At 71.9% G+C, this 13,126-nt stretch carries 14 protein-coding genes and 1 pseudogene; 12 read left to right on the top strand and 3 right to left on the bottom strand.

Features of this window, described 5'->3' with window-relative positions; all coding sequences use genetic code 11:
- From E6G06_21130 to E6G06_21110, 5 genes are all read left to right on the top strand, one after another.
- Positions 1-482, top strand: a 482-nt coding sequence (locus E6G06_21130) for an enoyl-CoA hydratase/isomerase family protein (protein TML86356.1), incomplete at its 5' end; no start/stop codon positions are given.
- A 17-nt stretch (positions 483-499) separates the two neighbouring features.
- Positions 500-1,300: an enoyl-CoA hydratase/isomerase family protein gene (locus E6G06_21125; protein ID TML86365.1), complete on the top strand. Its 801-nt coding sequence runs from the start codon at positions 500-502 to the stop codon at positions 1,298-1,300.
- Positions 1,297-1,998 carry a hypothetical protein gene (locus tag E6G06_21120; protein ID TML86355.1) on the top strand — a complete coding sequence of 234 codons (702 nt, stop codon included), beginning with the start codon at positions 1,297-1,299 and terminating at the stop codon, positions 1,996-1,998. Before E6G06_21125 ends, E6G06_21120 begins: the two co-directional genes overlap by 4 nt.
- 59 nt (positions 1,999-2,057) lie before the next feature.
- Positions 2,058-3,383 (top strand): long-chain fatty acid--CoA ligase, encoded by a 1,326-nt coding sequence (locus E6G06_21115; protein ID TML86364.1) that lies wholly within the window; start codon positions 2,058-2,060, stop codon positions 3,381-3,383.
- Positions 3,384-3,393: 10 nt separating this feature from the next.
- On the top strand, positions 3,394-4,332 hold the full coding sequence (locus E6G06_21110) for a Rieske 2Fe-2S domain-containing protein (protein ID TML86354.1): 939 nt from the start codon (positions 3,394-3,396) through the stop codon (positions 4,330-4,332).
- A 19-nt stretch (positions 4,333-4,351) separates the two neighbouring features.
- On the opposite strand, the gene E6G06_21105 is transcribed toward E6G06_21110, so the two are convergent.
- Together E6G06_21105 and E6G06_21100 are read right to left on the bottom strand one after the other, a co-directional pair.
- Positions 4,352-5,164, bottom strand: a complete 813-nt coding sequence (locus tag E6G06_21105) for an alpha/beta fold hydrolase (GenBank protein ID TML86353.1) — start codon at positions 5,162-5,164, stop codon at positions 4,352-4,354.
- 4 nt (positions 5,165-5,168) lie between these two features.
- Entirely contained in the window at positions 5,169-6,800 is a 1,632-nt protein-coding gene (locus tag E6G06_21100; GenBank protein TML86352.1) for a fatty acid--CoA ligase family protein, read from the bottom strand.
- Between the two features lie 56 nt (positions 6,801-6,856).
- Between E6G06_21100 and E6G06_21095 the strand changes: the two genes are divergently transcribed.
- The 3 genes from E6G06_21095 (at position 6,857) to E6G06_21085 (ending at position 9,257) form a co-directional block, all read left to right on the top strand.
- On the top strand, positions 6,857-7,324 hold the full coding sequence (locus tag E6G06_21095) for a cupin (protein ID TML86351.1): 468 nt from the start codon (positions 6,857-6,859) through the stop codon (positions 7,322-7,324).
- Between the two features lie 8 nt (positions 7,325-7,332).
- The gene (locus E6G06_21090) at positions 7,333-8,514 is read left to right on the top strand and encodes a cytochrome P450 (protein ID TML86350.1); all 1,182 of its coding nucleotides are present in this window, start codon (positions 7,333-7,335) and stop codon (positions 8,512-8,514) included.
- Between the two features lie 140 nt (positions 8,515-8,654).
- Positions 8,655-9,257, top strand: coding sequence for a hypothetical protein (locus E6G06_21085; protein TML86349.1), 603 nt, complete (start codon positions 8,655-8,657; stop codon positions 9,255-9,257).
- A gap of 19 nt (positions 9,258-9,276) precedes the next feature.
- Here the strand turns inward: E6G06_21085 and E6G06_21080 are convergent, their stop codons facing one another.
- Positions 9,277-10,068 carry an SDR family oxidoreductase gene (locus E6G06_21080; protein TML86348.1) on the bottom strand — a complete coding sequence of 264 codons (792 nt, stop codon included), beginning with the start codon at positions 10,066-10,068 and terminating at the stop codon, positions 9,277-9,279.
- Positions 10,069-10,149: 81 nt separating this feature from the next.
- Here E6G06_21080 and E6G06_21075 point away from each other — a divergent pair, with 81 nt between their 5' ends.
- The 4 genes and pseudogenes from E6G06_21075 to E6G06_21060 all read left to right on the top strand — a co-directional run bounded on the left by E6G06_21075 (position 10,150) and on the right by E6G06_21060 (position 12,903).
- Positions 10,150-11,307 (top strand): flavin-dependent monooxygenase, encoded by a 1,158-nt coding sequence (locus E6G06_21075; protein TML86347.1) that lies wholly within the window; start codon positions 10,150-10,152, stop codon positions 11,305-11,307.
- 4 nt (positions 11,308-11,311) lie between these two features.
- Positions 11,312-12,106, top strand: coding sequence for an enoyl-CoA hydratase/isomerase family protein (locus E6G06_21070; GenBank protein TML86346.1), 795 nt, complete (start codon positions 11,312-11,314; stop codon positions 12,104-12,106).
- Positions 12,048-12,764, top strand: coding sequence for a nitroreductase family protein (locus tag E6G06_21065; GenBank protein ID TML86345.1), 717 nt, complete (start codon positions 12,048-12,050; stop codon positions 12,762-12,764). The genes E6G06_21070 and E6G06_21065 overlap by 59 nt, the downstream gene beginning before the upstream one ends.
- 34 nt (positions 12,765-12,798) lie before the next feature.
- Positions 12,799-12,903 (top strand): annotated as a pseudogene (locus E6G06_21060) (methyl-CpG-binding protein).
- The last annotated feature ends 223 nt before the right edge of the window (positions 12,904-13,126 follow it).

Raw genomic sequence — 13,126 nt, 5'->3', positions numbered from 1 at the left:
TCGATGTCGCCCAGCTCAGCCGCGACCGCGATGCGCTGCGCGAGCACTCGCGACGGACGCGTGACTTCGAGCTGCGCTTCACCGCCTGGCACGTCGGCGTGACCAAGCCCGTGATCGCGGCGGTGAACGGGGTCTGCGCGGGCGCGGGTCTGCACTTCGTGGCGGACGCCGACATCGTGATCGCGTCACGTGACGCGACGTTCCTCGATCCGCACGTCTCGGTGGGCCAGGTGAGCGCGTTCGAGACCATCGCCCTCGTCCGCAAGTCGCCGATGGAGGCGATCGCCCGCATGGCGCTCATCGGGCGCCACGAGCGGATGACCGCGGCGCGCGCATACGAGCTCGGCATCGTCAGCGAGGTCGTCGACCCGGAGGGTCTGCACGACGTGGCTCAGGCGCTCGGCGAGACGATCGCCCGTAACCCCCCGGAGGCGCTCCGACGTACCAAGCAGCTCCTCTGGCTTGCCCTGGAGACGACGTGAGCCCCGTCTACGAGCACCTGAAGGTCGAACGCCGCGGTCGCGTGGGTTGGCTGATCAACAACCGGCCCGACCAGCTCAACGCCATGAACGCCAAGATGCGCGACGAGTTCGCCGACGCGTGGCTCGAGCTCGACCGCGACCCCCAGGTGCGCGTGATCGTCCACACGGGCGAGGGACGCGCCTTCCAGACCGGCGTCGACGTGACGGAGATCGCGTCCGACGGCGTGGGCATGCAGCGTTACCGTGAGTCGCTCGAGCATTTCGACCTGCATTTCACCGCGTGGCACCAGAAGGTGTGGAAGCCGGTCATCACCGCGGTGAACGGGATCTGCGCGGGCGGCGGGTTCCACTGGATTGCCGACGCGGACATCGTGATCGCGGCGTCGGATGCGCAGTTCTTCGACCCTCACGTGTCCATCGGCCAGGTCGTCGCGCTGGAGGCGATCGGCCTCATCCGCAAGATGCCGGTCGAGGCGGTGATGCGCATGGCGTTCGTCGGCAAGCACGAACGCCTGTCCGCCGCGCGCGCCTATGAGCTCGGCATGCTCAGCCAGGTCGTCGACCCTCCGGAACGCCTCCGCGAGGAGGCACAGGCGCTCGCCGAGAAGATCGCCCGCAACTCGCCCGAGGCGATGCGACTCACCAAGCAGGCGTTGTGGGGCGCGCTGGAGACGGGGCTCACCGAAGCGTGTCGCGCCGGGGCGAAGCACCTGGTCGCCATGTGGGGCCATCCCGATCAGGACGAGGGCCCACGCGCCTTCGCGGAGAGACGCGAGCCGCAGTGGACCGAGCCGGAGCCCGGAGAGGAGCGACCATGACCGAGCCACCCGAAGTGACGGTGCCACCCGAGGGCGGACGCGACGACTACAGCGGGCCGTTCGACCCCGACTTCCGCTACGAGGACCTCTCCCGCGACGCGCTGGTGAAGCTGGTGCGTGAGTTCGCTCTCATCGCCCATCTGCTCGACCGCTCGGTCTTCACCGCGGTCGGGATGAAGTACGGCCAGCAGGCCGTCGAGGAGCTCGCCATCGCCGAGTGGATGGGCGCGAGCCCGATCTACACCGAGCGGATCCGCAAGGCGTTCGGCATCGAGGGCGACGACGTGGCCGCCATCTTCAAGTCGCTCCAGCTCGACCCGGGGTTCGTGCACCAGTACATGGACGTGCGGTACGAGGTGGTCGACGACAAGCACGGCTACTTCGAGCTCGCCCACTGTGGCGCGCTCATGGATGTCGAGCCCTTCGGCGAGCGGCAGGTGGTGGGGATGTGCCACCACATCGAGGACCCCACGTTCGACGCGACCGTGAGCGCGATCAACCCGAGGGCGCGTTGTCGTCCGGTGCACCGCCCGCCGCGCAGCCGCGGTGACCAGCTGCCCCACTGCCGGTGGGAGGTGGTGATCGACGACGCCGCCGAGCCCCTCGCCGAACCCGAGATCACCCGCATGGTGCGGGGCACGACGGCGGCCACGCACGAGTGGCAGCCGATCGGCACGCCGCGCCCGTACCACCCGTGAGCGAGAGCGCTCGGCAGAGCCTCGCCGACCTGCTGGTCGACGGCGACCCGGGCGCGCCGATGGTCCTGGCGGGTGAGGAGACGCTGACCCGCGCCGATCTGATGCGGGATGCGACGGGTGTGCACGACGCGCTCGTGGCCGCGGGCGTGGGCCCCGGTGAAGCGGTCGCGGCGGTGCTGCCCGACCGGCCCGCGACGCTGGCCGCGCTGTTCGGGGTCTGGCTCGCCCACGCGGTCTACGTGCCGCTCAACCCGCGCGCCACGGCTCGAGAGCACGCGCGCGTGCTCGGAGAGGTGCGGCCGGCTGTGCTGGTGCGCACGACGGGGGTCGAGCCCGCGGGCCCGGCCGGCGACGGAAGCCAGGAGCAGGGGCCTCCGATCCGGCACGACATCGACGTGGCGCTCGTGCAGCTCACGTCGGGCACCACGGGGCCGTCGAAGCCGGTGCCGCTCCGGCACAGCACCGTGCTCGCGCTGATCGACGGGGTGCTCCAGAAGCTGGGCTGGCGCGGCCCCGACCCCGGCCGGCCCGCGCAACCCAACCTCATCCCCGTCTCGCTGTCGCTGTGGGCGGGCATCTACAACGTGCTCTTCGCGTTCCGGGTGGGTGCGCCGGTCGTGCTGATGGAAGCGTTCTCCACGACGGAGCTCGCCGAGCTCGTGCGCCGGTTCGAGATCCGCTCGGTGGTGCTGCCTCCCGCGGCGATGACGATGCTGTGCGACGACGACACCGTCACCGACCTCCGACCCCTCCGCATCGTGCGGAGCATCACGGCGCCGCTGTCACCGCTCCAGGCCCGGCGCTTCCGCGACAAGTTCGGCATCACCGTCCTGAACAGCTACGGGCAGACCGAGCTCGGCGGGGAGGTCGTGGGGTGGAACGCCGCGGACGCACGTGAGCACGGTGACGCCAAGTTGGGCGCGGTGGGCCGTCCCCACGAGGGCGTCGACCTGCGGCTGGACGACACCGGTGAGCTGTGGGTGCACACCGCGGCGATGGGCGACGGCGAGTACCAGCGCACCGGCGACATCGCGACGGTCGACGACGACGGTTTCGTGTGGATCGAGGGCAGGGTGTCCGACATGGTGAACCGCGGCGGGCTGAAGGTGTTCCCCGCCGAGATCGAGGAGGTGCTTCGTCTGCACCCCGACGTGCAGGATGTCGCGGTCACCGGTGTGCCCGACGCTCGGCTGGGCGAGGTGCCGTGGGCGTTCGTGGTGACGAGGGGCGCGGGTATGGACGCGCGAGCGCTCGAGGAGCACTGCCGCGCGCACTTGGCGCCGTACAAGGTGCCCGTGCGGTTCGAGGCGGTCGACGCCCTGCCTCGCAACGAGGTCGGCAAGGTCGTGCACCGCGACCTGAAACCTGAAGAGCTGAGGAGCTGAGGAGCTGAGCGTGGCGCGATTTCCGTTCCCGATGCCCTACGGCTGGTTCAAGGTGGCGCTGTCGGAAGAGGTGCCGGCGGGTGAGGTGGTGACGCGTCGCTACTTCGACACCGAGCTCGTGGTGTGGCGCGACAGCGCGGGCGGGTTGGCGTGTCACGAGGCCTACTGCGCGCACCTCGGCGCGCACATCGGGGTCGGCGGCCACGTCGAGGGCGACTGTCTTCGATGCCCGTTCCATGGCTGGGCCTACGACCGCACCGGCGCGAACTGCGACATCCCCTACGCGCGTCATCCCAACGCCAAGGCACGCCTTCGCACCTATCCCGTCGCCGAGCGCTCGGGGATCGTGTTCGCGTGGTACCACCCACACGCCGCGGAGCCCCTGTGGGAGGCACGCGACGTGCCGGAGCACGACGACCCCGAGTTCAGCGACTACGAGGTGCACGACTACACGATCGCCACGTGCCTCCAGGAGGTGGCCGAGAACGGCTTCGACCACGCCCATTTCGAGTTCGTGCACCGCCATCCGAAGGTGGGCGACACCGAGAGCGTCACCTTCGACGGCATCCGACGGGTGGTGCTGTCGTCGCAGCAGTTCCCGTCGTCACGGGGCCCGGTGGACGCGCGCATCGACGTCTACGGTTGGGGCCCCGGTTTCGCCATCACGCGCTACAAGGGCCTCATCGAGGCGTCGCTCGTCGGCCTGTCGACCCCGATCGACGCCGAGCACATGCACCTCACGTTCCTGTTCCTCCTGCGGAACCCCGACGCCGACGAGCACACCGCGAACATCGGGCGCGCCTTCGTGAAGTCGGTGACGAGCGAGGTGCAACAGGACATCCCGATCTGGGAGCACAAGCGCTACCAGCCCACGCCGGCCCTGGCCGCGAGCGAGCAGCCGATCATGCAGTTCCGCCGCTGGTTCTCGCAGTTCTACGTCGACGGCTGACGGACACGAAGCAACAGCATCACGTCGACGGCTGGCCGGCTGCCAGGAACTCGGCGATGGCGGGCCAGGCGGTCGGGTCCTGGAACAGGAAGGCGTGGCCTCCGTCGAACACCTGCAGGACGGCGCTCGGGATCTGCGCGGCCAGCGCCTCGGCGTTGGCGAGCGGCGCGATCGCGTCGAAGCGGCCCGCGCACACGAGCGTCGGCATCGTCAGCTGCCCGAGGCGGGCGTAGGTGTCGTGGGTGGCGCGGGCTTCGAGCTGCCGACGGGCGCCGGCTATGGCATCCGCGTCCTGCGGGCCGACACCCGCGCGGGCCCGCATGAGATCGACGATCGCCGGGTTGGCCGCCTGCCAGCTCGCATCCCAACGGCTGTCCATCAGGCCCAAGTGGCGCGCGAGGCGCTCCTCCTGGGGGAGCCCGTCGAGCTCGTGCAAGGGGTACGACGATCCTCCCGAACCGCCGCTCGACGTGCAGCACAGCACGAGCCGCGTCACCCGTCGGGGCGCGAGCAGCGCCATCTCCTGCGCGACCATGCCGCCGAATGAGATGCCGAGGACCGCGCACCGGTCCCACGCCACCGCGTCGAGCAGCTCCATCGCGTCCTGCCCGTAGTCCGCCATCGTGTACGCCGCGTCGGGCTTGTCCGACCGACCGAGGCCGCGCTGGTCGTAGGCCAGCAGGTCGAAGGTCGCGGCGAGCGGGCCCCCGAGGATGCTCGGCTCCTGACGCAGGTCGCCGCCGGTGCCGCTGATCAGCAGCACGGGTGGCCCCGACGGGCGGCCGCCGCGCTCGTAGTGCAGCTCGATGTCGCGGACGCGTGCTCGGGGCACGTCGTCAGCTGCGGGCCGCTCGGGCGCGCAACTCGTACTTGAGGACCTTGCCGCTGGCGTTCAGCGGCAGCTCGCCGACGAGCTGCACCGTGCGCGGCGCCTTGTAGTTCGCCATGTGCTCGCGACACCAGGCGACGAGCGCGTCGGGATCGACCGTGTCGCCGGTGCGCGGCACGACGAAGGCCGCGCCCACCTCACCCAGTCGCGCGTCGGGCACGCCCACCACCGCGACCTGAGCCACGGCCGGATGCTGGAGCATGATGCCCTCGATCTCGGCGGGGTAGGCGTTGAATCCGCCGACGATGAACATGTCCTTCTTGCGGTCGGTGATCGCGAGGTTGCCGCGTCCATCGAACACGCCGACGTCGCCGGTGTGGAGCCATCCGTCCGGGTCGATGGCCTCGGCCGTCGCCTCGGGGTCGTCGAGGTAGCCCTTCATGAGGTTGTAGCCGCGCACGAGCACCTCGCCCGGCTCACCGGTGCCCATCGTCCGTCCGCCGTCGTCGACGACGCGCACCTCGACGCCGGGGATGGGCCGTCCGACCGTCTTGGCGATGGTGTCGGGGTCGTCGTCGTGGCGGCACATGGTGGCGATGCCGGTGGCCTCGGTGAGCCCGTAGCCGGTGACGACCGTCTCGAACGGCAGCTCCTTGCGCATGCGGACGATCAGCTCCACGGGAATGCTCGCGGCGCCGGTCACGGCCAGCCGCAGCGACGACAGGTCGAAGCCCGCCCGGTCCGGGTGGTTCAGCATCGTCTGGTAGACCGCCGGTGGCCCCGGCAGCATCGTGACGTGCTCCTCGTGCACCCGGCGCATCACCGCGGACGCGTCGAACACCGCGTGGGGCAGCACGGTCGCGCCGCGCAGCAGTGACGCGAGGATGCCCGCCTTCAGGCCGAAGGCGTGGAAGAACGGGTTGACCACGAGGTAGCGGTCGCCCTCCCGCAGACCCACGACCTCCGACCAGCTCCAGTAGGCGCGGATGCTCGCTCCGTGGGTGAGCATGGCGCCCTTGGGCGCGCCGGTCGTGCCCGAAGTGAAGAGGATGTCGGACGTGTCCTCGCGGTCGAGAGCGGCAACACGCGCCTCCACCTCCTGCGGCGTCACCGCGCTCGCGCCGGCCAGGAGGTCGGCCCACGACGTGGAGCCCGGCGGCACGCGACCACGCAGCACGACGGTGTGCTCGAGCGCATCGAGCCCGTCGACGCCATCGAGGAGCGCGAGATAGTCGGTGTCGAGGAAGTCGGTGACGGTGAGGAGCATCCGAGCGCCGGAGGCGCGCAGCACGTGACCCGCCTCGGTGCCCTTGAAGCGGGTGTTCAGCGGCACGACCACGCAGCCGGCGGTGTAGACCCCGAGCGCGGCGATCGCCCACTGCGCGACGTTCGGCGCCCAGATGGCGACGCGGTCGCCCACGACCAGACCGGAGGCGACGAAGGCGCGTGCCGCGGTGTCGACCGCATCTGCGAGCGACGAGAACGACCAGTGGTCGTCTCCGTCGACGAGGGCGTCGCGGTCACCGAAGCGGGCCGCGGCCCGGCGCACGACGAGGGGAATGGTGGACGGCAGGTCGCCAGGGTCGAGCTCGTCGGTGTCGCGGTCGTCGGCATCGAGCTTCTCGCGGTGGTCGGTCATGGCGCGGCTCATCCTACGGCTCGACTGATCCGCGACCGGTCTGACACGATGACGCCATGGCTATCGCTGCAGACCTGATCGTCCGCCACGCGAGCGACGCGGAGCTGCCCTGGGTCGACGGTGGCGGCGGGATCGAGCTCAAGCTCCTCCGCGTGTCGCTGTCGACCGGCGTCTGGGTGGTCCGCAACCGGTTCGCCCCCGGGGTGGAGCTTCCCACCCACAAACACACCGGCCAGGTGGAGGGGTTCACGCTCGCGGGCCGCTGGCACTACCGCGAGTACGACTTCTACAGCACCGCGGGCTCCTACATCCACGAGCCCGCGGGCTCGATCCACACCCTCCATGTGCCCGAGGACAACACCGCGCCGACCGAGGTCCTGTTCGTCATCGAGGGCGCGCTGATCAACCTCGGGCCCGAGGGCGCGATCGAGAGCGTCGTCGACGGCGAGCTGACGTTGCTCGGCTACCAGGCGCTGTGCGAGGCCAACGGCCTGCCGGAGCCCGTCGGCATCCTGCGCGACTAGGGCACTGAGTGCCCGACGACCCCACCGCCTTCCTGCTCGACGATCGGGCGTTCGCCGGCGATCCCTTCCCTGCCTACGCGCGGCTGCGCGCCGAGGCGCCCGTGGCGCGCAACGCGGAGGTCGGCTTCTGGGTGCTCAGCAAGCACGCGGACGTCCTGGCCGCGTCGACCGATCCGGCCACCTTCTGCTCGCGCCGAGGGATCCTGCTCCTCGAGATCGGAGCCGACTACGCGTCGCCACCGACGATGATGCACACTGACCCGCCGGAGCACACGAGGTACCGCGCGCTCGCGCAGCCCGGCTTCGCGCCGTCGCTCATCCGGTCGCTCGAGCCGGTGGTGCGCGTGCGGGCCCGCACCCTGCTCGACGGCCTCGAGCCCGGCGCGGCACGCGACGTGGTGGCGCCGGTCACCGTGCCCTTCCCGTTGCAGATCATCGCCGAGCTGCTCGGGATCCCCGACGACGAGTGGCCCCGCTTCCACCTGTGGTCGGAGGCTGTGATCCCGGGCGCCCTCGACCTTCCCGACGACGAACGCCAGGCGCTGCAGGCGGAGATGGTGACCTACCTGGTGGGGGAGGCCAAGGCCCGGCGCGACGCGCCGCGCGACGACTTCATCTCGGCGCTGGGGGCGGCCGAGGTCGACGGTGAGCGTCTCTCCGACGACGAGCTCGCCATGTTCCTGGTGCAGCTGCTCGTCGCCGGCAACGAGACCAGTCGCAACATGTTGTCGGGTGGCCTGGTGGCGTTGGCGGAGCGCCCGGACCAGTGGCAGGCCCTGCGCGACGATCGCAGGCGCGTCGTCACCGCGGTGGAGGAGCTCCTGCGGTGGACGACCCCCGTCGTCTACTTCATGCGTACGGCGACGCGCGATGTCGAGGTGCGCGGGGCGCGCATCGGCGAGGGTGAACCGGTGGTGCTCCTTTACGCATCGGCGAACCGCGACCGCGACGAGTTCGGCCCGTCGGCCGACGAGTTCGACGTCACCCGCAGCCCCAACCGCCACATGGCGTTCGGCTTCGGGCCGCACTTCTGCATCGGCGCCGCCCTCGCCCGTCTCGAAGGACGCGTGCTCCTCGAGGAGCTGCTCGACCGCTTCGCCCGGGTGGAGTCGGGCGGACCCGTCGAGCGCAGCGCGTCACCGGTGATCGCCGGGATCCAGCGCGCGCCGCTGGTCTTTCACGCGGCCTGAGCAGTCGCCCGGCGGGGCTCCGCCGGCTCGGCGCGCCGGTAGATTCTCCCGACATGTCGTTGGGCCTTGCGATCGTCGTCGGCGCGTCGGTCGCAGTGGTCGCCGGGTTCCGCTCGAGCTGGTCGCCTTGAGGTGAGTCGATGCTTGCGAGCATCCACCCGCTCGGCGAGCGGGCCCGGGGACGTCGATGGGGCATCACCGTGAGCGCGTTCATCGCGGGCGCGGGCGCGGCCGGCGCGGGCGCGGGCGGACTGCTCGGCCTCGCGGGCGCGACGGTCCGTGACCGCGTCGGTCTCCCCCTCGGGCCGGTGGTGGCGATCGTGGTGGCCGCGGTCGTGGCCGGGATCGCGCTCGACCTCCGCGTCGCGGGACTGCGTCTGCCCACGGTGCACCGCCAAGTCAACGAGGACTGGCTCAACCGGTACCGCGGCGGCGTGTACGGGTTCGGCTTCGGGTTCCAGCTGGGCCTCGGCGTCGTCACCATCGTCACCACCGCGACCGTGTACCTCACGTTCGCCCTCGCCTTCCTCGCCGGGTCGGCGTGGGCCGGGCTAGCGATCGGCGCCGCCTTCGGGCTCGTGCGGGGCGCGAGCCTTCTCCTCGCCGCTGGCGTGCAGACCCCTCAGCAGCTGTCGGCGCTGCACCGGCGCCTCCAGCGGTGGGCACCGCTCTCACGCCGGGTCACCCTTGCCACCCAGCTCGCCGTAGCGGCCGTGGCGTTGACGGCGGTGGCGCGCGCCTGACCGCGGTCGCGGGCGGCGCTCACGGGGACCAGGGCGCGGGCCAGTCGTCGGGCCGGAGCAGCGCGTCGCTCCCGCCGTCGACCCACACCACCGACCCGCAGAAGAAGCGGGCCTCCGGCCCCAGCAGGAACGCGATGAGCGCGGCGATCTCCTCGGCACGACCCGGGCGGCCGACGGGAATCGGGAGCTGCTGGAGCAGGGGACCGAGCACCGGGTCGTCGCGCGTCTCGTCGGCGAGCGGGGTGGCGGTCAGGCCCGGCGCGATGGCGTTGAGCCGGATGCCTGCGCCGACCCACGCCGAGGTCGGCGCGTGGCGCCGGACCCACCGGGCGACAGCCACCTTGGTCGCAGGGTACGCGCGCATCGAGTCACCCGCGTCGGCGAGCGTGCGCGCCCCGTCCTCGTCGCCGCTGAGGCAGGCGGCAACCAGCTCCGGCGACCATCCGGGCTGCACCGTCGTCGAGTTGGAGCTGATCGCGACCGCGGCCGGCTCGTCGCCCCGGGCGAGCACGGGTTGCAGCCCGGCGAGCAGTTCGACCGTGCCGAAGTAGTTCACCGAGACGAGCATCGACGCGGCGCGGCCCGTGGCGCCGCCGAGCCCGGCGCACGTGACGAGCCCGTCGAGCGTGCCGTCGCAGCGTCGCGCCACCTCGTCGATCGCGGTCCGTCGACCTGTCGCCGTCGCGAGGTCACACGTGACGTCCGCGGCGCGCCGGTCGACGCCGATGACGCGGTCGCCCTGCCGCGCCAGGCGGGCCGCGGTGGCGGCGCCGATACCCGACGCGGCCCCGGTGACGGCGATGGTGCGCATGCACGATCCTTGCGCGCCGGCGACCTCCCGGGTGGGCACCGGGCCCGAGCCGGCGGGCCGGTTGGGCGTAGCGTGACCGCCGTGCCGTACGCGGACACCGCTCGCAAGCTGGCGTCGACGATCGAGCCTCGGCGCGCCGAGATCGAGCGCGGCCGGCGACTCCCGCCCGACCTCGTGGCGCAGCTCGCCGGTGCGGGATTGTTCAACCTGTGCGTCCCGCGTGCCTACGGGGGCGGCGAGATCGAGCCCGCGGACCTGGTCGAGACGATCGAGGCCGTCGCGCGCGCCGACGGTTCGACGGGGTGGTGCGTGATGATCGGCGCCACCAGTGGGATGGTTGCGGCCTACCTGCCGGACGACGAGGCGCGGGCCATCTACCGGTCCTCCGACGTCGTGACCGGCGGGGTGTTCGCGCCCCGGGGGACGGCGACGCCGGTCGAGGGCGGCTTCCGGATGAACGGTCGGTGGGCGTTCGCCAGCGGCAGCCAGCACTGCGCGTGGCTGATGGGCGGCTGCCTCGTGGGCGGCGCCGACGGAGCCCGCGGCGGCGACGGTGCCCCCGACGGTGCGCCCGACGCCCGGCTGCTCCTGCTTCCTACGGGCGAGGTCGAGATCCTCGACACGTGGACGGTGGCGGGGTTGTGCGGCACGGGGAGCCACGACATGGTGGTCACCGACGCGTTCGTGCCCGCGGGGCGAGCCGTCTCCCTCGTGACCGAGCCGCCTCGTCAACGCGGCGCGCTCTACGCCTTTCCGCTGTTCGGTCTGCTCGCGCTCGGCATCGCCGCGGTCGCGCTCGGCCTGGGTCGGGCCGCGGTCGACGAGCTGACCGACCTGGCCGGCGTGAAGGTGCCGACGGGGAGCCGCCGTCGGCTGGCGCAGCGCAGCGCGGTCCAGGCGGACGTGGCGCGGGCCGAGGCGCGTCTGCGCTCGGGCCGCGCCTTTCTGCTCGACGCAGTCGGTGCGGCGTGGGCGTCCGCATGCGCGGGTGACGACATCTCGCTCGAGCAGCGGGCGCTGCTGCGCACCGCGGCCACGCACGCGACCCGCGAGGCGGCGGCCACCGTCGACCTCGCCTACGAGGCCGGCGGTGGCTCGTCGATCTACGCGTCGAGCCCCCTGCAACGCCACTTCCGCGACGTGCACGTGGTCACCCAGCACGTGATGGTCGCCCCCGCGACCTATGAGCTGACCGGACGCGTGCTCCTCGGCATCCCGACCGACACCACGATGCTCTGAACGCATGGACGACGAGTCGTTCTCCGCGCTTCGCCTCGAGCGGATCGGGCCCGTGCTGCGGGTGACGATCGACAACCCCGCGAGCGAGCTCAACACGGTCGACGAGCGCCTGCACCACGAGCTCACCGCACTGTTCGCGGCGCTCCGCGACGAGCGTGACGCGCGTGCGGTCGTGCTGACCGGCCGCGGACGCGCGTTCTCGGCCGGCGGCGACTTCGACTGGTTCCCCGAGCTGCGCGACGTCGAGCGCCTCGACGCCCTGCGGCACGACGCCAGGCAGCTCATCACCGATCTTCTCGACGTCGAGCTGCCGATCGTCGCCGCCGTCAACGGACTCGCGATCGGGCTGGGCGCGTCGATCGCCCTGCTCTGTGACGTCATCCTCATGGCCGACGACGCAACCCTCGCCGACCCGCACGTGAGGGTGGGCATCGTCGCGGGCGACGGCGGCGCCGTCATCTGGCCCCTCGCGGTCGGACCGGCGCGGGCCAAGCAGTACCTGCTGACCGGCGACCCGTTGACCGCCCACGAAGCCGAGCGCATCGGGCTCGTGAACCGGGTCGTGCCCGCGGCCGAGCTGGATGCGGCGGCGATGGCGTTCGCCGACCGGCTGGCCGCGGGAGCTCCGCTCGCGGTGCGTTACACCAAGCTCGCGGTCAACAAGCTGGTGAAGGAGGCGTTGAACGTGGCCTTCGACACCTCGACCGCGCTCGAGCTGCTCACGTTCCTCAGCGACGACCATGAGGAGGCACTGCGCGCCATGCGAGAGAAGCGAGCGCCCGTGTTCCGCGGGCGCTGACGGGCCGGCCGTGGACCTGCAGGAGGCCATCCTCACGACCCGGGCCATCCGGCGCTTCACCGATGCGCCGGTCACCGACGACGAGCTCCTCACGTGCTTGCGCGCGGCCGTGCAGGCGCCCAGCGGCGGCAACATCCAGCCCTGGCAGTTCCTCGTGGTCACCGAGGTGGGCACGCGGCGTGCGGTGGCGGAGCTCTACCGCCGCGCCTACGAGCGCTACGAGCGGGCGCTGCTGGCCGCGCTGCCACCGTTCCGGTCGGCCGACGACGAGGCCGCCTTCACGCGCACGGTCCGGGCATCGCGTCACCTCGCCGAGCACCTCGCCGAGGTGCCCGCGCTCGTGCTCTTCCTCATGCCCGACATCTCGATGACGTTGCACGACGACGACGGCCCCCTCGACGTGGGCACGCCGTACGCGTCGGTCTATCCCGCGGTGCAGAACTTCATGCTGGCGGCGCGCGGCCTCGGGCTCGGCACGACCCTGACGACGGTCTACCGGGTCCACCACGACGAGCTCCGCGCGCTGTGCGGGATCCCCGATCGCTTCCAGGTGGTGGCGCTCGTGCCGGTCGGGCGGCCGCGCAGTCGGTTCGGCGTCGCCCGGCGCCGTCCGGTCGAATCGCTCACCCACTGGGACCGCTTCGGCGCCCGGCGCTGAGGCAGGGCGGCCCCGAGACCGACCGTCAGCAGCCGGCCGGTGCCGTTGTCGAGGTCGTCGGCGAGGTCGAGGTCGTGGTCGTCGCCGGCGTCGCCGGGCAGGTGGTGGTCGTGGCCGGCACGACGGTCGTGGTGGCCCCTGCCGCGCCCTGCGGCAGCGTGCGGTCGATCTGGCGTCCGAGGGCGGTCATCGCCCCCACGACCATGAGGACGATGAGCGACACGAGAATCGTGTACTCCAGCACCGACGCCCCCCATTCCTTCTTCACTCCGGGGACGAGATTCACGCGCGGCGCGAATGGGGTCAATGGGTCGCAAGGCCCTACTACGTAACGTGGTTCGGCCACCACAAGATTCGCGTGA

This window comes from Actinomycetota bacterium (assembly GCA_005888325.1).
Taxonomy (GTDB): domain Bacteria; phylum Actinomycetota; class Acidimicrobiia; order Acidimicrobiales; family AC-14; genus AC-14.
This window is presented reverse-complemented; position numbering and strand designations above follow the sequence as displayed.

Excerpts from the sequence above, each read along its gene's own strand:
- E6G06_21120 (TML86355.1), top strand. The coding sequence starts at position 1,297 with ATGACCGAGCCACCCGAAGTGACGGTGCCACCCGAGGGCGGACGCGAC.
- E6G06_21115 (TML86364.1), top strand. The coding sequence starts at position 2,058 with ATGGTCCTGGCGGGTGAGGAGACGCTGACCCGCGCCGATCTGATGCGG.
- E6G06_21100 (TML86352.1), bottom strand. The coding sequence starts at position 6,800 with ATGACCGACCACCGCGAGAAGCTCGATGCCGACGACCGCGACACCGAC.
- E6G06_21095 (TML86351.1), top strand. The coding sequence starts at position 6,857 with ATGGCTATCGCTGCAGACCTGATCGTCCGCCACGCGAGCGACGCGGAG.
- E6G06_21085 (TML86349.1), top strand. The coding sequence starts at position 8,655 with ATGCTTGCGAGCATCCACCCGCTCGGCGAGCGGGCCCGGGGACGTCGA.
- E6G06_21080 (TML86348.1), bottom strand. The coding sequence starts at position 10,068 with ATGCGCACCATCGCCGTCACCGGGGCCGCGTCGGGTATCGGCGCCGCC.
- E6G06_21070 (TML86346.1), top strand. The coding sequence starts at position 11,312 with ATGGACGACGAGTCGTTCTCCGCGCTTCGCCTCGAGCGGATCGGGCCC.
- E6G06_21065 (TML86345.1), top strand. The coding sequence starts at position 12,048 with ATGAGGAGGCACTGCGCGCCATGCGAGAGAAGCGAGCGCCCGTGTTCC.